The sequence below is a fragment of the Cognatundibacterium crateris genome (genome assembly GCF_010078235.1).
GTDB lineage: Bacteria > Pseudomonadota > Gammaproteobacteria > Burkholderiales > Burkholderiaceae_D > Undibacterium > Undibacterium crateris.
This window is the reverse complement of record NZ_JAABOS010000002.1, coordinates 328,529-351,117: the sequence shown is the minus strand read 5'-3', so window position 1 is coordinate 351,117 and position 22,589 is coordinate 328,529. Positions and strand designations below refer to the sequence as shown.

The following is a 22,589-nucleotide window of genomic DNA, read 5'->3' as shown; positions in this document are numbered from 1 at the left end:
ACTGCGTTCAGGCCAGTTTGAATGGCAGGGCGCGCAGGCGTTTGGGTTGCAGGCGTGCTAAGGCATTGGCGAAGGCGGGTGCCAGTGGTGGCAGACCGGGTTCGCCCATGCCTTTCGGCGCATCGGCGCTGGGCACGATGTGTACCGCGACTTTGGGCATATCGGTGATGCGCGGAACCACATAGTCAGAGAAATTACTTTGCTCGACCACGCCCTGACGCAGGCTGATGGCGGCGCCTGGCAGGCACATGCCCAGACCCATCAATGCTGCGCCTTCGACTTGCGCGCGTACGCTTTCCGGATTGACGGCCAGATTGCAATGCACGCCCGCGGTCACTTCCAGCAGTTTGGGCTGCGTTTTTTGCAGCGATGCCACCACTACATAGGCCACTACCGATTCAAAGGATTCATGCACTGCCACACCCCAGGCCTGGCCTTTTGCCAGCTTGCGTTTGCCATAGCCGGATTGCTCGACCGCCAGCATCAGCGCAGCGCGGTGACGTGGATGCTGATCGCCGATTAAGCTCAGGCGGTAGGCAACCGGGTCCTGTTTAGTTTTCTGCGCGATTTCATCGATCAGGGTTTCCATCACAAATGCGGTATGGGTAGAACCTACGCTGCGCCACCACAGTACCGGCACATTCACTTTGGGATGATGCACGGTGAGCCGCATCGGCAGCGCATACGGTTCTTTCATGCCTTCTACCGCAGTCGCATCAATCCCATCCTTAATCATCATGCCTTCAAACAGGGTACCGGCCACGATAGACTGACCGACAATCACATGATCCCAGCCCAGGATTTTGCCCTGCGCATCAAAGCCGATATGGGCAGTGTGCAGGTGCATAGGGCGGTAATAGCCGCCACGGATGTCGTCTTCACGGCTCCAGACGGTGCGTACCGGAGCCTGCAAGCCCGCATCCAGCGCGGCTTTGGCGACCTGGCAGGCTTCCACTACGTAATCATTGCTAGGCACTGCACGGCGGCCGAAACCACCGCCTGCAGCCTGGGTATGCACCAGAATATTTTCTGGCTTCAAACCCAGCGTGCGTGCGGCTGCCAGCCCATCCATACCCGCCATCTGGGTGCCGCACCAGAGTTCAGCACTGTCACCTTTAAGCGCAACGGTGCAATTCAGCGGTTCCATCGGCGCATGCGCCAGATATGGAAAGACGAATTCGGCCTTGATCTGATGCGTGGCTTTGGCGATGCCAGCGACATCGTCTTTGTAAAATTGTTGACCTGGCTGGCGTGCCAGCTGGCGATAAGCGGCTAACTGCGCCTGGCTGTCGGTTTTTTCTACTGACGCCACATCCCATTCGACTTTCAGCGCATCGCGCGCCTGCTTGGCTTGCCAGTAGCCGGTGGCGATAATCGCCACACCTTCGGCACCGCGATCAAGCGCGATGCGGCGTACTGCTTTGACGCCAGGCATGGCTTTCGCTGCCGCATCATCCAGGCTGCGCAGGCGGGCACCAAATACCGGTGGTCTTGCCACCACGGCTGTCAGCATGCCAGGCAAGCGCACGTCGATGCCATATTTTTGCTGACCGCGCGATTTCGCTGCCGCATCCAGCCGTTTGGTGGCATGGCCGATCAGGCGGAAGTTAGCCGGATCTTTCAGCGTCACTTGTTCAGGCACTGGCAATTGCATGGCGGCTTTGGCCAACTGACCATAGCTCAGTTTTTGGCCATCGGCACGGATCACAAAACCGGCCTTGGTGCTCAGGCTGGCCGGATCGGCTTTCCATTGTTGCGCCGCGGCCTGGATCAGCATGGCACGGGTGCGCGCACCGAGTTCGCGGTACTGCATATACGAGTTCTTGATGGAATTCGAGCCGCCAGTCAGATGGATGCCAAATAAAGGATCGGCATAAGCGGGCGAATTGGTGCCATGTACGCTGCGTACCAGACTCCAGTCTGCATCCAGTTCTTCCGCCAGTATCAGCGGCAAACCAGTCTGCACACCCTGACCGAAATCCAGACGATTAATGGTCACCGTCACGATGCCATCTTCTGCAATCTGCACAAAGGCCGAAGGTTGCTGAGTCGGTTTCAGACCGGCCTTCTGATTCGCCTCAGCACCCTGCGCCTGTGCGTTGTCTGGCAACAGCGGATAACAAGCCAGCGCAAAGCCGGAACTGGCGGTGACTTTCAAAAAACGGCGGCGGCTCAGGCCCGTTGGGGCGGCTTGCAGCCGGTTTTGCAGCGCGGGTGGCAAATTCAGCACTTGATGATTGAATAGCATACTGTTCCCCTCAGGCTAACTGACGTGCGGCATCATGTATCGCAGCACGGATACGCTGATAAGTACCGCAGCGGCAGATATTGCCTGCCATGGCGGCGTCGATGTCAGCATCGCTGGGTTTTTTATTGGTTTTCAGCAGAGCGGTTGCGCTCATGATCTGACCGCTCTGGCAATAGCCGCATTGCGCCACATCATGCTGTATCCAGGCCGCCTGTACCACGCGTCCGACCGCATCGTTTTCCATGCCTTCTATGGTCGTGATCTGCTGTCCGGCGACTGCCGAAACCGGCGTCACGCAAGAACGGGTGGCCTGGCCATTGATGTGCACGGTGCAGGCACCGCACAAAGCCGCACCGCAGCCAAACTTGGTACCGGTCAGCCCCAGCGCATCGCGCAAGGCCCACAGTACCGGGGTGGATGGGTCCACATCAAGCTGATGGGTTTGTTGATTGATGCTTAACTGGCTGATTTGTGTCATCGCTGATGTCTCCTGCCGGATCGGTTGGATGGGAATGAAGCTAGAACTATAGGCCAAAATTGCGATTACTGCTGTGCGCAGCAGGCGGCTGTCGGAAATCGGCGACACAGCGGACGGTGTAGCGTATGGTGCACAAAAAAATGGACGCCGGGCAGCGTCCACAAACACGAGGAGAAACAAGGCAGGCCGCGCTCCATGCTGAGCGCTGACCCAGGCAAAATTACTGGTAGCTGCGCATATCGGCGATCACTTTGCCATCATTCGGTAAGCTGGCCGGGCTCACAAATTCAACTTCGCCACGTAATTTGGTGATGTCGCGCAGGCTGGCGATAATCGCCTGCTGCAGGTGTTCGGATGGGGCCAGGGTTTCGCAGTGCAGGCTCATGGCGTCATTCCCCATCTCACCGCTGACCACCAGCCTGGCCTTGATGATTTCGGGATGGCGTTTTTGTACCTCAGCGATTTGCGAAGGATGCACGAACATGCCTTTCACCTTGGTGGTCTGATCGGCGCGGCCCAGCCAGCCACGGATACGCTGGTTAGTACGGCCACAGGGCGAGATGCCGGGCAGGATGGCGGATAAGTCGCCAGTCGCAAAGCGTATCAGCGGATAGTCGGGATTGAAGGAAGTCAGCACCACTTCCCCGACTTCACCCTCAGGCAGGACATCGCCGGTTCCGGGGCGTACGATTTCCAGTATCAGCTCTTCATCCAACACCATGCCGGGATGGACTTCACCCTCGCTCATGGTTTCGTAGGCGATATTGCCGACATCGGCACTCGCATACAATTGCAGCACATGCGGCACCCCGTGTTGTTGCAGCCATGCCCGCAAAGAAGGTGGTAATGCCTCGGCACCAACCACCGCTTTTTGCAGGCTGGAGATATCGGCACCGCTGTCCTGTGCTTTTTCTATGATGATTTTGAGGAAGCTCGGTGTGCCTATGTAGGCATCCGGCCTGAGTTCAGCCATCGCCTGCACCTGCATTTCTGTCTGCCCGGTACCGGCCGGTATCACGGTGCAGCCTAGTCTGGCGGCGGCGCTTTCGACCATGAAGGCCGCGGGTGTGAAATGATAGGAAAAGCAGTTTTGTATCAGCTGGCCTTTACGCAGTCCGACTGCATGCAGCGGACGTGCAAAGCGCCACCAGTCGGCGCCACGGCCTTCCGGATCGAAGATAGGGCCGGGCGACATGAAGATGCGCGCCAGTTCATGCGGTGCAGCGGTAGTCAGTCCACCGAAAGGGCGCAGCACGCTTTGCAGCGTTTTCAGATCGGATTTGCGCGTGACTGGCAGGCTGGCCAGTGCGGCCCTGCTGCATATTTCAGGCGCGTGCACGCCTTGCAGTATGCGGCTCCAGCCGGGGGCCTGCTGCGCATGGGCGATCAGTTGTGGCAGCCGGTTCATCAGCGTCTGTTCGCGGTTCAGCGGATTACGGGTTTCCAGCGCATCCAGATAATCTTGCATGGTGCAGACTTCCTTTAGAAAAATCACTACTGGTCAGACGTGGGGGGCTTAAGGGGGCAAAGGTCAGCGCTGATTTGAAAAAAATGAAGCTGCGCCTCAGGCCAGCCAGCGTTTGCGACGCCGGTAAAATTTCAATTCACGGAAGCTCTTGCGGCCAGCGCCGGAAACGCCCAGATAAAACTCTTTCACGTCTTCATTACTGGCCAGGTCCTGAGCTTCACCTTCCATCACGACGCGGCCGTTTTCCAGGATGTAGCCGAAGTCGGCATAGCGCAAAGCGATATTGGTATTCTGTTCAGCGAGTAAAAATGAGACCTGCTCCTGCTGATTCAGATTTTTGACGATTTCAAAAATCTCTTCCACCAGTTGAGGCGCGATACCCATCGATGGCTCGTCCAGCAAAATCATGCTGGGTCTGGCCATCAGCGCACGGCCGATGGCGCACATCTGTTGCTCACCGCCCGAGGTATAGCCTGCCAGCGACTGCCGCCGTTCGCGCAGCCTTGGAAAATAGTGATACACCTTGTCCAGCTCGGCTTTCAGCTCACTGCGGCTCAGGTGACGGGTATAGGCGCCGGTCAGCAGATTTTCTTCCACACTCAGATGGGCGAAACAATGGCGGCCTTCCATCACTTGCGACAGGCCGCGTTTGACCAGCTCATTCGGCGTGAGCTGATCGACGCGCTCGCCGCGAAAATGAATATCGCCCTTGGTGATATCGCCGCGTTCATTTTTCAGCAGGGTGGAAATCGCTTTCAGCGTGGTGGATTTCCCGGCACCGTTGGCACCCAGCAGCGCCACGATTTTTCCTTGCGGGACTTGCAGCGATATCCCTTTTAAGACCAGGATCACATGGTCGTAAATCACTTCGATATTGTTCACACTCAGATAAGCTGGGTTATCTGTAGTGGCTTCTGGTCGCAATGCGGAGATACTCATAATCTGCTCATCGGTAATGCCACGCTGCTCACACTTATTGATGCAGCGGGCAAATTGGCTCAGGTTGTGGCTACTGCTACGCAGCTTGTCAGACTGCGTAGCCGGCGTACTGCCAGTCTTACTTCAGACAGGCTGGTGTGATTTTCTTCTCAGCCGCGTATTTATTCGATGATTCTTCCAACATCGCGCGGGTGAGTGCTTTGTCACCGGTGATCCAGTTCGGGGTAATCGCCTTCCACTGATCGCCAGTCCATTGCTGCACCTTGACTGCGCCTGAGCCTTCATGGTCTTCACACGAGGTTTTCACCGGTGGGAACATGTTCAGGGCACCCAGCGCTTTTTGACGTGCTTCATCGACATTCAGGTTTTCAAAGCCCCAGCGTATCTGTTCCGAGCTCATGGTTTTGCCTTTGCCGAATTTTTCCTGGGCTTTCAGGATGGCTTCAGTCCACAGGATGGCGGCAGTCACACCACGCATGTGATACACCGAGCCTATGCGTGCTTTATCGCTCAGATTGCCCTTGCCTGCGGCATAGACTTTGCTGCGGATTTCATCGAGCACGGGATAATTGCCCGGTGTATTAAAGGTCATTGCGGTGTAGCCTTTGGCGGCGTCACCGGCTGGTACTGCATCTTCTTCCGAACCGGCCCACCATACGCCCAGCATTTTTTCACGTGAATAGCCATTGCGTTGCGCGGTTTTGATTGCCACTGCATTCATCACACCCCAGCCCCACAGGATCACGAAATCCGGATTGGCCTGACGAATTTGCAGCCATTGCGATTGTTGTTCATTGCCCGGATGCGCGACCGGGATTTTGATGAGTTCAAAGCCGTACTGCTTGGCCTGGGCTTCCAGTACCGGGATAGGTTCTTTACCGAATGCCGAGTCGTGGTACAGGTGGACGATTTTTTTTCCTTTGAGTTTGTCCAGGCCACCGGCTTTATCACCCAGGTATTTGGTCATGGCCGCAGCCTGATTCCAGTAGCTGGTGATGAGTGGGAAAATATATGGGAACACTTTGCCGTTAGCCGCATCGGAACGGCCATAACCGAGCGTGGTCATGGGGATTTTGTCGTCTGCCACGCGATCCAGGATGCCATACGCGATACCGGTGGACAGCGGTTCTATCAGTGAGGCACCACCCTGGGCTTTTTTCAGACGCTCATAACATTCCACCCCGCGTGAAGCGTTGTATTCAGTTTCGCATTCTTCCCAGCTGATTTTGACGCCGTTCAGTCCGCCTTTGGCATTGACCAGATTGAAGTAATCAATCGCGCCGCCAAAGAAGCCCGAGCCGCCCGCTGCATACGGTCCGACGCGGTAGGACAGGACAGGAATAAACTGCTCATCAGCCTGCGCTGTGACAGTCAGACCACATAGTGCAGAAGCCAGTAATACAGATTTCATCAGTTTCATGGTGTCTCCTTCGTGTTGTCAGTTACTGCGTTGCGGCCCTGACCCGGATGGGTGGCGGGCTCTTTTGTGGGTTAAACCAGGTAAAGCTCACATCCTTAATGCGGGAAAGGCCATAGCCTTAATTTTTCTTTGGCGATTTGCCATAGACGCGCCAGTCCGTGCGGCTCCACGATCAGGAAGAAAATGATCAGTGCGCCAAACACCATCAGCTCCAGATTCGATGCCACATGGGTAGGCAGCGCCAGTGTATGTGCCAGCAGATTGAGCACTACCGGCAGCAGCACGATAAAGGCCGCACCCAGAAAGGAACCCAGGATAGAGCCGACGCCACCGATAATAATCATGAACAAAATACGGAAAGACAGATCAAGGTTATAGGCCTCAGGCTCGACCGTGCCCAGATAGGCATACGCATACAAGGCACCGGCGATGCCGCAGTAAAACGAGGACACTGCAAATGCCAGCAGTTTGGTGCGCATCAGCCGGAAGCCGATCACTTCCGCTGCCACGTCCATGTCACGCACTGCCATCCATGAGCGTCCTACATTCGAGCGCACCATATTCTTTGCCAGCAGGGCCAGCACCGCGACGATCAGCAGGGTCAGCAGATATTTTTTGAGCGGTGTGTTGAAGGCATAACCCGCAATGACGATTTCCTGCGCGGTGATCACGCCCGATGTGCTGTAGTTGGTGAACCACTGAATTTTAGTCAGACACCAGACCACAAAAAACTGCGTCGCCAGCGTCGCTGCGGCCAGATAAAAGCCACGGATACGCAGCGAAGGCAGGCCGAAAGCGATACCGACCAGTGCAGCACAGATACCGCCCAATACAAAGGCCAGTAACACCGGTATGCCGGGCAGACGCAGCATGAAGTTATACGAAGCAAAGGCGCCGACCGCCATGAAGGCCGCAGTGCCGAGCGAGAGCTGACCCGCATAGCCGGTCAGGATATTGAGACCGAGTGCCGCCAGCGAAAAAATCAGGAAGGGGATGAAGATCGCAGAAAATGCATAATCCGATGCCAGCCAGGGTACGGCGATCAAGGCGAGCAAGAGCAGGATCGCGATCCCTATGCGGTCCTGGCGCAGCGGGAAGATCTGACTATCCGACTGGTAGCTGGTTTTGAATTGTCCGGCTTCACGATAAAACATAGTCTGTCCTTATAGTCTCAATACGGATGCGGCTTTCAGGGCGATTTGGGCTGGAAAGGCAATCCCGCTGCGGGTGTGCTGTTTTAAAAGTCCAGTTCAAACGCAGTAAAAAGCGCATTTCAACTCTCATTTCAATTCTCATTTCATCAGCCAGATCAACTGTGTGCGGCTTTAAATACGCCGGATAATTTTTTCACCGAACAGCCCCTCAGGTCTGACCAGCAGGAATAGCAGCGCCAGTACATACGGGAACCAGCCCTCAATCCCACCGCCCACCAGCGGGCCGATATATACCTCGGCCAGCTTTTCAGACGCACCGATGATGAGTCCGCCGACAATCGCGCCCGGCACCGAGGTGAAGCCACCCAGGATCAGCACCGGCAAGGCTTTGAGGGCGACAAAGGTCAGCGCAAACTGCACGCCATTACGCGCACCCCATAACAAGCCGGCCACCAGTGCCACAAAGCCGGCTACGGTCCAGACGATGGCCCAGATCTGCTGCAACGGAATACCAACTGCCAGTGCGGCCTGATGGTCGTCAGCCACGGCGCGTAAAGCACGTCCGATTTTTGTTTTGGAAAACAGCAGCGCCAGTGCCGTGACCAGTAAGGCGCAGATCAGCGCCGCGATCACATCAAACTGCGAAACCAGGATGTTGTAGTGTTCCATCACATATTCGATAGGCACATCTTCTATCGGCAGAGTGAGTTTATGCGGTTGCGAACCCCAGATCAGCTGCGCTAATCCTTCGATGAAAAACGTCAGTCCTATGGTCGCCATGAACAGGGTAATTTCCGGCTGATTCACCAGCGGCCGCAATACCACGCGTTCTATCGCCAGACCCAGCAGCACCATCACCAGCATGGTCAGCGGAATCGCGAGCCACATCGATAACTGGAATTTCTCGCTGAGCCCGACGCAGGTCAGCGCCGCAAAAAATACCATCGCACCCTGAGCGAAATTGAACACGCCGGAGGCCTTGTAAATCAGTACAAAGCCGAGCGCCACCAGTGCATACATCACACCGGATAACAAACCGCCGATCAGCACTTCAAAGAAAAAATTCAGATTCATGATTTGCCCTTAATGACAGTCTCAGTGCGCCACGCCCAGATAGGCGTTAATCACTTCCTGGTTGGCCAGCACTTCTGCCGGTGTGCCATCGCCGATTTTTTTGCCATAGTCGAGCACCACCACGCGGTCGGAAATATCCATCACGACGCCCATATCATGTTCGATCAGGACGATAGTGGTGCCGAACTGATCATTGACATCCAGTATGAAGCGGCTCATGTCCTGTTTTTCTTCCACATTCATGCCCGCCATCGGCTCGTCCAGCAACAGGATTTCCGGCTCTGCTGCCAGTGCCCGGCCCAGCTCCACGCGCTTTTGTAAACCATAGGACAGGCGGCCTACCGGCGTTTTCCGGATATGCTGAATTTCCAGAAAGTCGATGATTTGTTCGACCTTGTGTCGATGTGCGATTTCTTCTTTTTGTGCAGGTCCCCAGTACAGCGCCTGCAGTAAAAAATTACTGCGCATCTTCAGATTGCGTCCGGTCATGATGTTATCGAGCACACTCATGCCTTTGAACAGCGCGATGTTCTGGAAGGTGCGTGCAATACCGCTTCGTGCAGCAGCATAGGTATTCATGTCCTTGCGCACTTGTCCACGATAAGTGATCTGACCCTGCTGTGGCCGATACACGCCATTGATCACATTCAGCATAGAACTTTTGCCTGCGCCGTTAGGCCCGATGATGGCGCGGATTTCATGTTCCCTGACATTGAACGAGATATTGGTGAGTGCCTTCACCCCGCCGAACGCAAGGGAGATACCTTGCAGGTCGAGGATGACGTCGCCGGTTTGTCTGCTGTGATTCATGCGCTCTCCTCAGGCAGCGTGCTGACGGGCAGCGAAAGTGGTGGCATCGCTGATGTGCAGATCAGCACAGACTTTGCCCTGACGGCCATCTTCAAATTTGACCTGGGTTTCTATGTATTGCGAACGCAGCCCGGCATACATCGCATCGATCAGGACCGCATATTTATCGGCCACAAAGCGGCGTCGTACTTTGCGGGTGCGGGTCAGTTCATCATCATCCGGGTCCAGTTCTTTATGCAGTACCAGGAAGCGTTGTATCTGGGTGTCGGCCATACCGGCCTCACTGGCCAGACCGGCATTCACTTTTTCTATGCAGGACAGGATCAGTTGATAGGTCTCGGCCTTGGCGGCCAGATCGGTATAGCCGGAATACGCAATGCCGCGCCGTTCGGCCCAGTTGCCGACCGCTTCCATATCGATATTGATGAAGGCACAGACATGCGCACGTTCATGACCGAAGGCGACCGCCTCTTTGATGTAGGGGAAAAATTTCAGTTTGTTTTCGATATAGTTGGGTGCAAACATGGCACCCGATTGCAGCTTACCGACATCGGCCGCACGGTCTATGATTTTCAGATTGCCATCCTGATCCAGGATGCCGGCGTCGCCGGTATGGAAGTAGCCCGCACTGTCTATCACTTCTGCTGTTGCGTCTGGCCGTTTGTAATAGCCAGTCAGCATCGCTGCGGATTTCACCAGCACTTCCCCATTGTCTGCCAGCCGCAGATCAACGCCGGGCGCGGCGCGGCCTACACTGTCAAACTGGATTTTTCCATCCGGTTGCAGGCAGACATAGGCACAGGTTTCGGTCGCGCCATACAGTTGTTTCAGGTTGATACCTATCGAGCGGTAGAAGCGGAATAAGTCTGGCCCGATGGCAGCACCGGCGGTGTAAGCGACGCGCACGCGCGACAGCCCCAGTACGTTTTTGAGCGGTCCGTAAATCAGGAATTCACCAAGCTGATACTGCAGCCTGTCAGTCAGTGCGACCGGTTTGCCATCCAGGATGTCAGCGCCACAGCGGCGCGCGACTTCCATGAAATGCTGAAACAGTTTTTGCTTGAACTGACCGGCATCTTCCATCCGTATCATGACGGTAGTCAGCATGTTTTCAAACACCCGTGGCGGGGCGAAATAATAGGTGGGGCCGACTTCGCGTAAGTCGCTCAATACGGTTTCTCCCGATTCCGGGCAATTCACGGTAAAGCCGCTCACCAGCGCCTGCGCAAATGAAAACAGGTGGTCACCGACCCAGGCCATGGGCAGATAAGACAGGATGTCTTCGTGTTCATTTAAGCGATCGAAGGCCACGCCACCTTCGGCCGCAGTCATGAACGCGCGGTGGCTTTGGCACACGCCTTTGGGCTTGCCGGTGGTGCCTGAGGTGTACAGCATGACGGCGGTGTCTTCGGCGGCACCGGCTGCAATCTGCTGCAGATAGAAATCGGGATGGGCTGCATCATAGTCACGCCCAGCCTGCTGCAGACTGGCATAAGACACCAGCTCAGGCTGCTGATAATGGCGCATGCCGCGTTCATCTTCAAAGCAAATGTGGGCGATGCCTGCATAGTGGCTGCGGATTTCCAGCAGCTTGTCGACCTGTTCCTGATCTTCCACCACCGCATAGGTGATTTCGGCATTTTCGAGTACATAGGCCATGTCGGCAGCGGGCGCATCCTGATACAGTGGCACGGCGATTCCGCCCAGACTTTGGGCGGCCAGCATGGCCCAGTACAGGCGCGGACGGTTATCGCCGATGATGGCCAGATGCATACCGCGCTGAAAGCCACGTGCGGCCAGGCCACAGGCGAGGGCACGCACTTCCGCATTGACCTGCTGCCAGCTCCAGGTTTGCCAGATGCCCAGATCTTTCTCACGAAAAGCCGGATGATGCGGACGCAGCTTGCCATGCGCCAGCAACAAGGCCGGAAAGGTCTTGTTCGTTGTACTTGTCATGTCTCCACCATCTGCCTTCCGGCATAGCGCGCAGACTCCGGTTTCTGTGTACCGATAATCCATGCGTTCAGGTTTGTAATACTTATTCAAGTTAGTTCGGGAAGTGTCCTGAGCTTTACTTACGACAGTCTTACTTGTGTACACAGAGCGGGTTCGGCATCAAACAACAGCGCATGCCCGCAGAGGAGGGCTTACAATGCTGCTCTGTGACAGATTACGGGCTGAGTCTAGCGGTGTTCTCCAACTCCCTGCTGTCGTTTGACTGACAATCTGAGTAATTGAGACAACTTTCGGTGGTGCGTTGCACAAACATGAATACATCCAACAGCGATCCAGAACTGCGTTTTCAGCACACCATGTGGGCCAGCATGCTGGCGCCGGAACATATGCAAAAAGTCAGGGACGAAGTGACAGAGCGCTTTGTACCGGCCGGTGCGTTTGTGTGTCGTAAAGGCGATACGGTGGATCACTGGATGGGTGTGATCGACGGTTTTTTAAAGATGAGCAGCATCTCGCCGGAAGGAAAAACCGTGACCTTCAGCTGTATGCTGGCAGGCGGCTGGTTCGGTGAAGGTTCGCTGCTCAAGACTGAGCCCCGGCGCTATGATGTGGTGGCTTTGCGCGATACCCGGGTTGCCTTCATGCCGCGCACGACCTTTAACTATCTGCTCGATCACAGCATCCCGTTTAACCGCTTCCTGCTACATCAGCTCAACGCACGGCTGGGTTTGTTTATCTCGCTGGTGGAATACGACCGTATGCTGGACCCCGATACCCGGGTGGCGCGTTGTCTGGCCGCGATGTTTCATCCTTATCTGAATCCTGCCAGCAGTATGCAATTGCAGATTTCTCAGGAGGAGATAGGCTATATCAGCAGCGTGTCGCGTCAGCGCGCCAATCAGGCGCTGCAGTTGCTGGAGAAAAAGCAGTTATTACGGGTCGATTATGGCGGCATCACGATACTCAATCTGGATGGCTTACGCAGTTTTCCGCAGGAGGCTGAACTGTGAAAACACTGTCCATCATTGGTGCGGGCCGGGTCGGCCAGACGCTGGCGCGGGTCTGGCATCAGCAGGCGGTATTTCGTATCGGCCAGGTCATTAACCGTAGTCCGGCCAGCACTACCCATGCGTTGACTGTGATCGGTGCCGGGATCGCTGCAAGCTGGCCAGATTTGCAGCCAGCCGATATCTGGATGTTGAGCGTGGCAGATGATCAGATCAGTCAGGTGGTCGCGCAACTGGTGACCAGCGCTGTCTTGCGGCCTGGTGATGTGGTGTTTCATTGCAGCGGTGCCAAAGCCTCGCTGTTGCTGGCACCGGCGGCACAAGCAGGCGCATGCACTGCAAGCGTACATCCGGTGCGCAGCTTTGCTGATCCTGTGCAGGTGGCGGCGGATTTCGCGGGCACCATATGCAGTCTGGAAGGCGATGTACAGGCCTTGATACTGATAGAGGCCGCCTTGCAAGCCGTCGCAGCGCAAACTGTGCGGATAGAAGCAGAACACAAGCTGGTGTATCACGCGGCAGCCGTGATGGCGAGTAATTATCTGGTGACGCTGATGGATACGGTATTAGCGACGTATCAGGCGGCGGGCATTCCACTTGAGATGGCACAGGCGATGGCGGCGCCGCTGGCAAGGCTGTCGCTGGAGAATGTGTTTAGCTTAGGCGCAGAGCGCGCGCTGACCGGGCCGATTGCGCGCGGCGATATGGCCTTAGTGCAGCAGCAGGCGACGGCCTTGACGCAGGCCTTGCCTGCAGCCGGTGCGCTGTATCAGGCGCTGATTGCACCGACTCAGGCACTGGCCGCCCGCCGTACTCACTCTGAGAAATAAACGCTGTTGCGTCCGTTCTCTTTCGCCTGATACAGCGCCAGATCGGCTCGTTCAAATACGCTGTCTTCACTCTCGTTTTCACGGCACTGTGCGACCCCCATACTGACGGTGACAGACAGGCGGCCGCGGGTTAAGTCGGTAGTGCGTGAAAAATCATTATTGGCGATGGTGTTGCGCAGATTTTCTGCAATCGAGGTGGATTTTTCCAGCGTACAGTTTTTCAGCAGCACCAAAAATTCTTCACCGCCCCAGCGGCAGATCACATCGCTTTCCCGCAATGAACGTTTGGCGATGGCAGCGACTTCCTTCAATACGTGATCACCCACCATGTGACCTTGCTTGTCATTGATTTTTTTAAAGAAATCCACGTCGAACAGAATCACGCACATAGGCTGGCGCGTACGTTCGCTATCGAGCAGTGCTTGCTGAAATACGAAATCAAACGCATGGCGGTTCAGCAGATTCGTCAGCGCATCAGTGGAAGCAGATTTTTCCAGACGTGTCTGGTAGCGCCGCACAGAAATCAGCACTATTCCCGCGACCAGCAGAGTAATGCCTGCACTGATGGCGATATTGAGCAGGAAAACGTTCTGCAAAGGCTTGATATCGGCATTGGTTTCCTGCTCCACCAGTAAATACCAGCCCAACTCAGGGATGTAGCGTGAATTCAGCAATACCGTACCATTATTGCCCATGTACTCCAGATGGGAGGAGCTACTGCTGTGGTTACTAAGTATCTTATCGCTGATACTTTGTATGCCGCTCATCGCTTGCAGGCTGCCGCCGGTTTTACCGAAATTACTGCCGTTCAGCGTCACTTTGCCTTTCTGATCGACGAAAAATATTTTCCGGTCAAAGCGCTTCTGATAGCTATCGATCAGATGCTTTAGGGTATCGAGGGTCAGTCCTACGCCGGTCGCACCGAGAAATTCACCCTGATAATCGAATATGCGGTAATTGACGAAAATCGTGACCGTATCATGATTTGCCTGATCCTGATCGACATTGGTTTCATACTGGGTCTTGAGATTTTTGACACGGAAAAACCAGGAATCACGCGGGTCGCCTTCTTTAATTTTTTTGAGCAGACCTTCGGAATGATAGTAATTGCGGCTTTTTTCTGAAATCAGAAAGCTGGATACCGCATTGTTTTTTTGTTTGATTTCTTTCAGATATTTGGTAATCAGTTCCTGATCTTCTTCGCCATTCAATATCCAGTCTCGTAGAAAAGTGTCATGCGCCATTTGTGAAGAGACGAAAACCGGACGCAGGATGTCTCGCTGGATCTCAGAATAGACATTGTCACCAGTCAGCGGCAAGGTTTGTTCGGAGATGCTTTGCTGTATCGTGTCACGCGAGACGATATAAGCAGCAAAAGTGGTGAACACAAAACCGGCAATCAGGATCAGGGATAACCATACCAGCAGACCGTATTTTTTTAACATGTTTTTCATGGACTGGAGACGGAGCGTAAGCGATGGATTTGCCGCATGATCATACTATAAAGCGCTGCGCTTTCTGTGGCTTATGCAACTTGTTTTTGGGAAATATTGACGAAAAAAATGCCGCAAATCGCGGCATTTTTTTCATTTCGGACTATTTTTAACTGTTTTGCCAGTTTTTTCAGGCAAAGGACTGATGCAAAATTACCACGGTCGCTGAGCAATATCGCGAAAAGTCATCAAACTACAGGCAGCTTATACGCTCTGCCTCTCAAGGACGCGGTGTCAGCGCAACATGCAGGCGCAGACGTGAACCCGGGTCATACGGCATGACCGTGGTATAGGTGCGGTTATGGTATTCATAAGTAACCGCATAGCCATTGGTACGTGTTTCCCAGCTGTCTACATTCCGGCATTGACGCACAGGACGGGTTTCATAGCTGGATTGGTTATTGTAATTGTTGCTATTGGTATTGTTGTTATCCATGCGGTCACCGACCAGCGCGCCGGCAATTGCACCCGCTGCGGCAGCTGCAATACGGCCATTGCCACCGCCAACCTGGCTACCCAATAAACCACCGGCCACGCCACCCAGAATAGCACCGCCATTGCTGCGCTCTGCCTGACGTTCCGGCTGGCGATAACGTTGGGTGGTTTCGTATTCGGTACGGCAATCCTGACGCGGTACGTTGATTTGCTCCATTTGTGGCGTGACGCTGATTACACGTGCAAAATCTTCAAAGTCGGCTGCATGTGCAGTTTGCACCGCGCCGCCCACCGCGATCAGTGCGCTCAGTATCATCCAGTGTTTACTTGTCGTTTTACGTGTCGTTTTCATATTAGCCTCATTGCGAATTGTCACGAATTAGTCAGCATTAAACGCCACAAGTTCCGAAAAGGAATACAAACTTAGTGTAACTTAGTTTAACGGCGCATATCCTGCTACCTTTGGTATTGCCAGTATCGGCATCTTGCTTGTGAGTAGTGTTACTCATTCCCGTATTATTGCAATCGGAGTAATTCTGCCAGGTTTTTACCGTCGCTGACCGGACTGGCTTTATGCTTAAATGAGCGCCTTATCAATGTACACCTTACTTTGCCGCTACGAACATGTTGCCTGGTGCAATCATTGACCACGCGCTGCAATCTGTAACTCTTGAAAGGATAAATATGGCCGCTAAGCCTTTGACACCCGCACTGCAAAGCTTGAATTCCTGCGATTATGCTTCTTATGTACTGGCTGGCGTGGGTCTGCTGCTGGTGTTAAAAGCGGGTCTGGTGCTGGCTTTGTTTGCGGGTTTGCTGGTGTATTCCCTGATTCATGTGATGACGCCGGGCATCGCGCGCCGTTTCAGTCACCGGCAACCACGTATGATTGCTGTGGTTTTTCTTTCTTTTATATTGATCAGCGCCATTCTGGCGTCGTCCTGGGGCTTGCATGTGTTTTTCCGTAGCGATGCCGGCAATCTGCATAGTCTGCTGCAAAAACTGGCGGATATTATCGAGGCTTCGCGCCATCAGGTGCCTGAGTGGGTGGGTGCTAACTTGCCGGAAGATGTAGCCGCTTTGCAGGAAATACTGATACATTGGCTCCGAGAGCATGCTGGCGAAGCCAAACTACTGGTACCCGAAGCAGGTCATATGTTGGTGCATCTGCTGCTGGGCCTGATCATAGGCAGTATGGTGGCTTTGCGCGATGTGAGTAGCGATGTGCAACACAAACCATTCGCCGCAGCCCTGATACGCCGCATCAGTAATTTGGGAAATGTGTTTCATAAAATCGTGTTTGCCCAGGTGCAGATTTCCCTGATCAATACCGTCATGACGGCGATTTACCTGGCTGTCATACTGCCCTTGTGCGGCATACATCTGCCACTGGTCAAAACCATGATCGCAATTACTTTTGTGGCCGGGCTGATTCCTGTGGCGGGCAATATTATTTCGAATACGGTCATTGTCATTGTTGCCCTGTCTCATTCCCTGCATGTGGCGCTGGGTTCTTTGTTATTTATGGTGGTGATCCATAAAGCAGAATATTTCCTGAATGCCAGAATTATCGGCGCGCAAATCAATGCACGTGCCTGGGAATTACTCACTGCGATCTTAGTGATGGAGACCTTGTTTGGTGTGCCAGGATTGGTGGTGGCACCGGTGTTTTATGCATATCTCAAGCTGGAATTGAGTCAGCGTGAACTGGTCTGAGCCTGAAAATTTTTCATCGCAAGGGGATTTTGGCCTGTAGCGGATTATCTTGCGGCGCAATAAAGTATGGAGTGATGCCATAATGGAGAGCAAAGATTTCTTCTACTTTCCTCCATTTGCCAGAGAGCCCCTCATGATTCTTGAACTCGCAGATATCCGCATCCATCCTGGACAACAAGCTGAATTTGACCAGGCTATACAACGTGGCCTGACCGAAGTGATTTCTCAAGCCAAAGGTTTTGCCGGGTATAAAGTCAATAAAGGCATAGAATCCCCAGAGCGCTATATCTTGACGATATTCTGGGAAACCCTGGAAAATCACACGGTTGATTTCCGGGAATCTGCGGCATTTTTGCAGTGGCGTGCTATCGTGGGCCCTTACTTTGCCGCACCGCCCGTGGTGGAGCATTTCACTCTGCTGACCAAATCATCCTGAAACTTGTAGGGATATAGCTAGAATTGACTTGATTCCTGCGGTTTCGTCCCAAGTTAGTTCTATCTTTATTGATTCGGCGCATTTCATAGTATTTTTACTATGGCCGCCGGGTCACCGGCAGCTCAAACGCAAAGGTCACTATGGTTCCGCATCTGGTCACGGCTCTCAACGGGCCCCTGCACGATCTCGAAAAGAAAATTCTGGAAGCAACGCCCGCCATCGAGCGTTGGTTCCGTCTCGAATGGCAGGAACATACCCCACCATTTTATTGCTCGGTAGACTTACGTAACGCCGGTTTCAAGCTGGCGCCAGTCGATACCAATCTGTTCCCGGGCGGATTCAATAATCTGGCCACGGAGATGTTGCCTTTGTCGGTGCAGGCAGCGATGGCCGCCATCGAGAAATATTGCCCTGATGCAAAAAATCTCTTGCTGATTCCGGAAAATCACACCCGTAACATGTTCTATTTGCAGAATGTGGCAAGGATGATCAAGATTTTCCGCCAGACTGGCCTGAATGTACGCCTGGGCTCTTTGTCCGCCGAAGTGACTGAGCCTGTGACCATAGACTTGCCAGATGGCGAGCAACTGATACTGGAGCCGTTGGAACGTTCTGCCAATGGACGCAGGCTGGGCTTGAAGAACTTCGACCCGTGTACCATCGTGTTGAATAATGATTTATCGGCTGGTATTCCCGCTATTTTAGAAGAGCTCAATGAGCAGACTCTGCTGCCGCCGCTGCACGCCGGATGGGCCATGCGGCGTAAGAGCAATCACTTTGCCGCTTACGATGAAGTCGTGAAGAAATTCGCCAAGATGGTGGATATTGATCCGTGGATGCTGAATCCGTTTTTCCTGAAAGTGAAAGACGTGAATTTCCATGAACGTACTGGCGAAGATGCGCTGGCCGCAGCGGTCGATACCATCCTGGCCAAGATACGCAAAAAATACAAAGAATACGGCATCAAAGAGAAACCCTTTGTCATCGTCAAAGCCGATGCCGGAACCTATGGCATGGGCGTAATGACGGTGCACAATTCGGATGAGGTCCGCGACCTGAACCGTAAGCAACGCAATAAAATGTCCGTCATTAAAGATGGCGTGGAAGTGCGTGATGTGATTGTGCAGGAAGGCGTGTACACCTTTGAACAGGTGCATGAATCGGTCGCGGAACCCGTGGTGTATATGATAGATCGCTATGTAGTCGGTGGTTTCTACCGCTTCCATGAAGACCGCGGCGTCGATGAAAATCTGAATGCACCGGGCATGCATTTCGTGCCGCTCGCGTTTGCACAGCAACACGCGGTACCGGATATGCGGGCCAAACCCGGCACTGCTGCGCCGAACCGCTTTTATATGTACGGTGTGGTGGCGCGTCTGGCTTTGTTAGCGGCGTCGCTGGAGCTGGAAAGAACGGATCCGAATCCTGAAATTTATTAATCTCAGGACTACAGCACGAAGGCACTTGTGCTGTGGCAGACTACCAATGATGTCTAAACTGGAATACAGGCTATGAAAATTGCATTTCTGACCGACCCTTTAGCGCAGTTTAAAACCTATAAAGATTCCACTTTCGCCATGATGCGCGAAGCTGCAAAGCGCGGATACACGATTTACGCCTTCGGCCCTGAGCAGTTGGCGTTGGAATCCGGCCAGGTGGTGGCGAATGTGGCACGTATCACGCTGACGGGTGACGCAGACGATTGGTATCGTGCTGAAGCGCCGCAAGCCATGCCGCTGCACGCATTCGACGCTGTGTTACAGCGCAAAGATCCGCCGTTTGATATGGAATACATTTACGCCACCTATCTGTTAGAGCTGGCTGAATCCCAGGGCGCACGCGTTTTTAACAAACCGGCTGCGATCCGTAATCACAATGAAAAACTCAGTATCGCCCAGTTCAGTCAGTTCACCACACCGACCCTGGTCACGCGTGATGAGCAGCGTATCCGTGCATTTCACCGTGAACATCAGGATGTAATACTGAAGCCCCTCGATGGTATGGGTGGTGCTGGCATTTTCCGTATCGGTGCCGATGGCATGAATCTGGGTTCAGTGATTGAAACCCTGACTTTGCAAGGCGCGCGCACTATCATGGTGCAGCGTTATATTCCGGAAATCGTGCATGGCGACAAACGCATTTTGTTGATTGGCGGCAAGGTCGTGCCGTTTGCACTGGCCCGTATTCCTCAGAATGGTGAAGTACGTGGCAATCTGGCTGCCGGTGGCGTCGGTGTGGCGCAGGAATTGTCGGCGCGCGATCTTGAGATTGCGCAGACACTGGCACCTGAATTGTATAGACGTGGATTGTTGCTGGTAGGATTAGATGTGATCGGTTCCTGTCTGACCGAAGTCAATGTGACCAGTCCAACCTGCTTCCAGGAAATTACGCAGCAAAAAGGCTTTGACGTGGCGGCGATGTTTATCGATGCGCTGGAACAGGCGCTGGCATAGGGCTGGCTTCGTATTGACGCGGCGTTGGACTTGACAAGTAGTCTGGCTCAGCGAAAACTCAGGCTTTTGCAGAGTCGTTGGAGACTCAGCGTTTACAACAGGTAATCAGGTAACTATGGTCGGTATCCTTTTAATGACACATGCTCCGTTGGGCTCGGCATTTTTACAGGCTGCCTCCCATGTATTCCGCGCGATACCTGAACGTCTGGAAGCCATTGATGTGATCGCCGATCAGAACACAGATCAGGTGCATCAGCTGGCGTTGGAAGCGGTACAGCGACTCAATAGTGGGTCAGGTGTGTTGGTGTTGACCGATATCATGGGGGGGACGCCATCGAATTGTTGTCGTCAGCTGGGTGAGCCTGATCAGGTCGCCGTCATTGCGGGTATCAGTCTGCCTATGCTGCTGCGGGCCTTAACCTACCGTCATGATGCGCTGGACGTGGTGGTGGAAATGGCATTGGCAGGTGGACAAAACGGGGCAACGCGGGTCGATAGCCGGGTACGCATCTGACACAAACCAGAACGATAAAAAAACAGAAAGAATAAGCATGATTCAACAAGAAATTGAAATCGTTAATAAGCTGGGTTTGCATGCACGTGCATCGGCAAAATTTACCCAACTCGCGAGTAAGTTCAAAAGTGAAGTCTGGGTAACCCGCAACGGACGCCGTGTGAATGGCAAGTCCATCATGGGCGTGATGATGCTGGCAGCTGGAAAAGGCAGCAAAATCCTGCTGGAAACCGATGGCCCCGAAGAGCAGGCTTGTTTTGACGGACTGCTGGCTCTGATTAACGATAAGTTTGGTGAAGGCGAATAACAGCGCGAGATACACAGGGCACAGGCAGCCCGGCTGTCTGTCTCCTTAACCTGAGCTTACATCAGGGCACAATAACGAAAATTTGGGGGATACAGCATGGCATCATTTACATTGCAAGGCATCCCGGTTTCGCGTGGTATCGCGATAGGCAGGGCGCATCTGTTACGACCTGCTGCACTGGATGTGCAGCATTATCTGGTGGCTCAGGAGCAGGTTGAGGCCGAAGTGTTACGGCTGCAGGATGCGATTGCTCAGGTACATAAAGAATTACAGGCCATCTGGGCCGATCTTCCTCAGGACGCACCGACCGAGCTGGGTGCGTTTCTTGATGTCCACGCGCTGATCCTGTCTGATCCCATGGTGTCAGAAGCACCGCTCGATATTATTCGTACCCGCCATTACAACGCAGAGTGGGCCTTAGTCAGTCAGGTCGATGAATTGTCAGCCCAGTTCGATGAAATCGAAGACGACTATCTGCGTGAACGTAAAGCCGATATCCAGCAAGTGGCAGAACGTGTGCTCAAGGTCCTGACTGGCTCTGCCAACGCCGTTCCGCGCTCAGATGGTATTGATGAGCGCAGTGCCAATATGATCGTGGTCGCCAGAGATATCTCTCCGGCTGACATGATGCAATTCCGTGATGATGCTTTCAGTGGCTTTGTGACTGATGAGGGTGGACAAAATTCACATACCGCCATCGTCTCGCGCAGTCTGGGCATCCCAGCCGTGGTCGGCATGGGCAATGCGTCGCGCCTGATTGAACAGGATGACTGGCTGATTATCGACAGCGATGCAGGCGTGGTGATCGTTGCTCCGACGACTCAGGTGCTGGAGCAATACCGTGAACGTCAGAGTCAGTTATTACGGCAAAAGAAGAAGCTGTCGAAACTGAAGAAAACGCCTGCCATCACGCAGGATGGCGTGGAAATCACGCTGCTCGCTAATATCGAATTGCCCGAAGATACCGCGCATGCGATGGATGCCGGCGCCAGTGGCGTTGGCCTGTTCCGCTCCGAATTCCTGTTCATGGAACGCAGTGGGCACGAACATAAATTGCCCACTGAAGATGAACAGTTTGCCGCTTACAAGGCGGCCGTGACTGGCATGAAGGGTCGACCAGTCACCATACGCACGCTCGACGTCGGTGCTGATAAACCTTTGGACGCAAGTGAACACCAGATACTGAATCCGGCCTTGGGCTTGCGGGCGATACGCTACTGCTTGTCTGAACCGCAGTTATTCATGACGCAGCTGCGTGCCATTCTGCGGGCTTCTGCATTTGGGCCAGTGAAAATGTTGATTCCTATGCTGGCACATAGCATGGAAATCGAACAGTCGCTGGCTTTGATTGCGCAGGCTAAAGCTGAGCTCACCGCGGAGGGCATAGCATTTGACGCAGCGATACCGGTTGGTGCCATGATAGAGATTCCCGCTGCAGCGCTGGCCTTGCCTATGTTTGTCAAAAAACTGGATTTTCTGTCGATAGGAACCAATGACCTGATTCAGTACACGCTGGCGATAGACCGGGCTGATCATGAGGTTGCGCATCTGTATGACGATTTGCATCCGGCTATTCTGCAATTGATGCAGATGATCGTCAGTACTGCTGATAAAGCAGAGATACCAGTCTCGATTTGTGGTGGAATGGCGGGCGATATCCGTTTAACCCGTCTGCTGATCGCCATGGGTTACCGCGAGTTATCGATGCCTGCTGCCTTATTGCCTGAAATTAAACAGGCTGTCTTGAATACCACCCTGGAAAATCTACAGGCACCACTGAAGAAAATTTTACGCAGTTTTGATCCCCTGCAAATACGGGAACACCTGGCGGCAATGGAGCAGTCCGGCTAG

General features: G+C 53.8%; 20 protein-coding genes. 9 read left to right on the top strand and 11 right to left on the bottom strand.

The features are described 5' to 3' along the window. Positions 1 to 7 precede the first annotated feature (7 nt). The 9 genes from EYB48_RS04775 to EYB48_RS04735 all read right to left on the bottom strand — a co-directional run bounded on the left by EYB48_RS04775 (position 8) and on the right by EYB48_RS04735 (position 11,547). Positions 8 to 2,248, bottom strand: coding sequence for a xanthine dehydrogenase family protein molybdopterin-binding subunit (locus EYB48_RS04775; RefSeq protein ID WP_162019160.1), 2,241 nt, complete (start codon positions 2,246 to 2,248; stop codon positions 8 to 10). 10 nt (positions 2,249 to 2,258) lie between these two features. Beyond that, positions 2,259 to 2,717, bottom strand: coding sequence for a (2Fe-2S)-binding protein (locus EYB48_RS04770; RefSeq protein ID WP_162019438.1), 459 nt, complete (start codon positions 2,715 to 2,717; stop codon positions 2,259 to 2,261). Between the two features lie 229 nt (positions 2,718 to 2,946). Continuing rightward, on the bottom strand, positions 2,947 to 4,194 hold the full coding sequence (locus EYB48_RS04765) for a phenylacetate--CoA ligase family protein (protein WP_162019159.1): 1,248 nt from the start codon (positions 4,192 to 4,194) through the stop codon (positions 2,947 to 2,949). Between the two features lie 96 nt (positions 4,195 to 4,290). Beyond that, entirely contained in the window at positions 4,291 to 5,133 is an 843-nt protein-coding gene (locus EYB48_RS04760; protein ID WP_162019158.1) for an ABC transporter ATP-binding protein, read from the bottom strand. A gap of 118 nt (positions 5,134 to 5,251) precedes the next feature. Continuing rightward, positions 5,252 to 6,553 (bottom strand): ABC transporter substrate-binding protein, encoded by a 1,302-nt coding sequence (locus EYB48_RS04755; protein WP_162019157.1) that lies wholly within the window; start codon positions 6,551 to 6,553, stop codon positions 5,252 to 5,254. Positions 6,554 to 6,648: 95 nt separating this feature from the next. Then, on the bottom strand, positions 6,649 to 7,707 hold the full coding sequence (locus EYB48_RS04750) for a branched-chain amino acid ABC transporter permease (RefSeq protein WP_162019156.1): 1,059 nt from the start codon (positions 7,705 to 7,707) through the stop codon (positions 6,649 to 6,651). A gap of 171 nt (positions 7,708 to 7,878) precedes the next feature. Beyond that, positions 7,879 to 8,775: a branched-chain amino acid ABC transporter permease gene (locus EYB48_RS04745; protein ID WP_186904022.1), complete on the bottom strand. Its 897-nt coding sequence runs from the start codon at positions 8,773 to 8,775 to the stop codon at positions 7,879 to 7,881. Between the two features lie 27 nt (positions 8,776 to 8,802). Further along, positions 8,803 to 9,591 carry an ABC transporter ATP-binding protein gene (locus EYB48_RS04740; protein WP_162019154.1) on the bottom strand — a complete coding sequence of 263 codons (789 nt, stop codon included), beginning with the start codon at positions 9,589 to 9,591 and terminating at the stop codon, positions 8,803 to 8,805. 9 nt (positions 9,592 to 9,600) lie between these two features. Next, entirely contained in the window at positions 9,601 to 11,547 is a 1,947-nt protein-coding gene (locus EYB48_RS04735; RefSeq protein ID WP_162019153.1) for an AMP-dependent synthetase/ligase, read from the bottom strand. A gap of 311 nt (positions 11,548 to 11,858) precedes the next feature. Between EYB48_RS04735 and EYB48_RS04730 the strand changes: the two genes are divergently transcribed. Continuing rightward, complete coding sequence (locus EYB48_RS04730; protein WP_162019152.1) at positions 11,859 to 12,557, top strand: Crp/Fnr family transcriptional regulator; 699 nt, start codon at positions 11,859 to 11,861, stop codon at positions 12,555 to 12,557. Further along, the gene (locus EYB48_RS04725; protein WP_162019151.1) at positions 12,554 to 13,384 is read left to right on the top strand and encodes a Rossmann-like and DUF2520 domain-containing protein; all 831 of its coding nucleotides are present in this window, start codon (positions 12,554 to 12,556) and stop codon (positions 13,382 to 13,384) included. The genes EYB48_RS04730 and EYB48_RS04725 overlap by 4 nt, the downstream gene beginning before the upstream one ends. Here the strand turns inward: EYB48_RS04725 and EYB48_RS04720 are convergent. Together EYB48_RS04720 and EYB48_RS04715 are read right to left on the bottom strand one after the other, a co-directional pair. Next, complete coding sequence (locus EYB48_RS04720) at positions 13,369 to 14,829, bottom strand: sensor domain-containing diguanylate cyclase (protein ID WP_235934908.1); 1,461 nt, start codon at positions 14,827 to 14,829, stop codon at positions 13,369 to 13,371. The two genes, EYB48_RS04725 and EYB48_RS04720, sit on opposite strands and share 16 nt — an antisense overlap. 268 nt (positions 14,830 to 15,097) lie before the next feature. After that, a complete protein-coding gene (locus EYB48_RS04715; RefSeq protein ID WP_235934907.1) occupies positions 15,098 to 15,664 on the bottom strand; it encodes a glycine zipper 2TM domain-containing protein in 567 nt (188 codons plus the stop codon). A gap of 332 nt (positions 15,665 to 15,996) precedes the next feature. Here EYB48_RS04715 and EYB48_RS04710 point away from each other — a divergent pair, with 332 nt between their 5' ends. The 7 genes from EYB48_RS04710 to ptsP all read left to right on the top strand — a co-directional run bounded on the left by EYB48_RS04710 (position 15,997) and on the right by ptsP (position 22,589). Then, positions 15,997 to 17,028 (top strand): AI-2E family transporter, encoded by a 1,032-nt coding sequence (locus EYB48_RS04710; protein ID WP_162019149.1) that lies wholly within the window; start codon positions 15,997 to 15,999, stop codon positions 17,026 to 17,028. 133 nt (positions 17,029 to 17,161) lie between these two features. Beyond that, the gene (locus EYB48_RS04705; RefSeq protein ID WP_162019148.1) at positions 17,162 to 17,464 is read left to right on the top strand and encodes an antibiotic biosynthesis monooxygenase family protein; all 303 of its coding nucleotides are present in this window, start codon (positions 17,162 to 17,164) and stop codon (positions 17,462 to 17,464) included. Positions 17,465 to 17,604: 140 nt separating this feature from the next. Further along, complete coding sequence (gene gshA / locus EYB48_RS04700; protein ID WP_162019147.1) at positions 17,605 to 18,903, top strand: glutamate--cysteine ligase; 1,299 nt, start codon at positions 17,605 to 17,607, stop codon at positions 18,901 to 18,903. 72 nt (positions 18,904 to 18,975) lie between these two features. Continuing rightward, on the top strand, positions 18,976 to 19,917 hold the full coding sequence (gshB, locus tag EYB48_RS04695; RefSeq protein ID WP_162019146.1) for a glutathione synthase: 942 nt from the start codon (positions 18,976 to 18,978) through the stop codon (positions 19,915 to 19,917). 115 nt (positions 19,918 to 20,032) lie between these two features. Then, entirely contained in the window at positions 20,033 to 20,431 is a 399-nt protein-coding gene (locus EYB48_RS04690) for a PTS sugar transporter subunit IIA (protein WP_162019145.1), read from the top strand. 37 nt (positions 20,432 to 20,468) lie between these two features. Then, entirely contained in the window at positions 20,469 to 20,738 is a 270-nt protein-coding gene (locus EYB48_RS04685) for an HPr family phosphocarrier protein (protein ID WP_162019144.1), read from the top strand. 96 nt (positions 20,739 to 20,834) lie between these two features. Continuing rightward, entirely contained in the window at positions 20,835 to 22,589 is a 1,755-nt protein-coding gene (gene ptsP, locus EYB48_RS04680) for a phosphoenolpyruvate--protein phosphotransferase (protein WP_162019143.1), read from the top strand.

Excerpts from the sequence above, each read along its gene's own strand:
- EYB48_RS04775 (WP_162019160.1), bottom strand. The coding sequence starts at position 2,248 with ATGCTATTCAATCATCAAGTGCTGAATTTGCCACCCGCGCTGCAAAAC.
- EYB48_RS04765 (WP_162019159.1), bottom strand. The coding sequence starts at position 4,194 with ATGCAAGATTATCTGGATGCGCTGGAAACCCGTAATCCGCTGAACCGC.
- EYB48_RS04760 (WP_162019158.1), bottom strand. The coding sequence starts at position 5,133 with ATGAGTATCTCCGCATTGCGACCAGAAGCCACTACAGATAACCCAGCT.
- EYB48_RS04755 (WP_162019157.1), bottom strand. The coding sequence starts at position 6,553 with ATGAAACTGATGAAATCTGTATTACTGGCTTCTGCACTATGTGGTCTG.
- EYB48_RS04750 (WP_162019156.1), bottom strand. The coding sequence starts at position 7,707 with ATGTTTTATCGTGAAGCCGGACAATTCAAAACCAGCTACCAGTCGGAT.
- EYB48_RS04740 (WP_162019154.1), bottom strand. The coding sequence starts at position 9,591 with ATGAATCACAGCAGACAAACCGGCGACGTCATCCTCGACCTGCAAGGT.
- EYB48_RS04735 (WP_162019153.1), bottom strand. The coding sequence starts at position 11,547 with ATGACAAGTACAACGAACAAGACCTTTCCGGCCTTGTTGCTGGCGCAT.
- EYB48_RS04730 (WP_162019152.1), top strand. The coding sequence starts at position 11,859 with ATGAATACATCCAACAGCGATCCAGAACTGCGTTTTCAGCACACCATG.
- EYB48_RS04720 (WP_235934908.1), bottom strand. The coding sequence starts at position 14,829 with ATGTTAAAAAAATACGGTCTGCTGGTATGGTTATCCCTGATCCTGATT.
- EYB48_RS04715 (WP_235934907.1), bottom strand. The coding sequence starts at position 15,664 with ATGAAAACGACACGTAAAACGACAAGTAAACACTGGATGATACTGAGC.
- EYB48_RS04710 (WP_162019149.1), top strand. The coding sequence starts at position 15,997 with ATGGCCGCTAAGCCTTTGACACCCGCACTGCAAAGCTTGAATTCCTGC.
- EYB48_RS04705 (WP_162019148.1), top strand. The coding sequence starts at position 17,162 with ATGATTCTTGAACTCGCAGATATCCGCATCCATCCTGGACAACAAGCT.
- gshA (WP_162019147.1), top strand. The coding sequence starts at position 17,605 with ATGGTTCCGCATCTGGTCACGGCTCTCAACGGGCCCCTGCACGATCTC.
- gshB (WP_162019146.1), top strand. The coding sequence starts at position 18,976 with ATGAAAATTGCATTTCTGACCGACCCTTTAGCGCAGTTTAAAACCTAT.
- EYB48_RS04690 (WP_162019145.1), top strand. The coding sequence starts at position 20,033 with ATGGTCGGTATCCTTTTAATGACACATGCTCCGTTGGGCTCGGCATTT.
- EYB48_RS04685 (WP_162019144.1), top strand. The coding sequence starts at position 20,469 with ATGATTCAACAAGAAATTGAAATCGTTAATAAGCTGGGTTTGCATGCA.
- ptsP (WP_162019143.1), top strand. The coding sequence starts at position 20,835 with ATGGCATCATTTACATTGCAAGGCATCCCGGTTTCGCGTGGTATCGCG.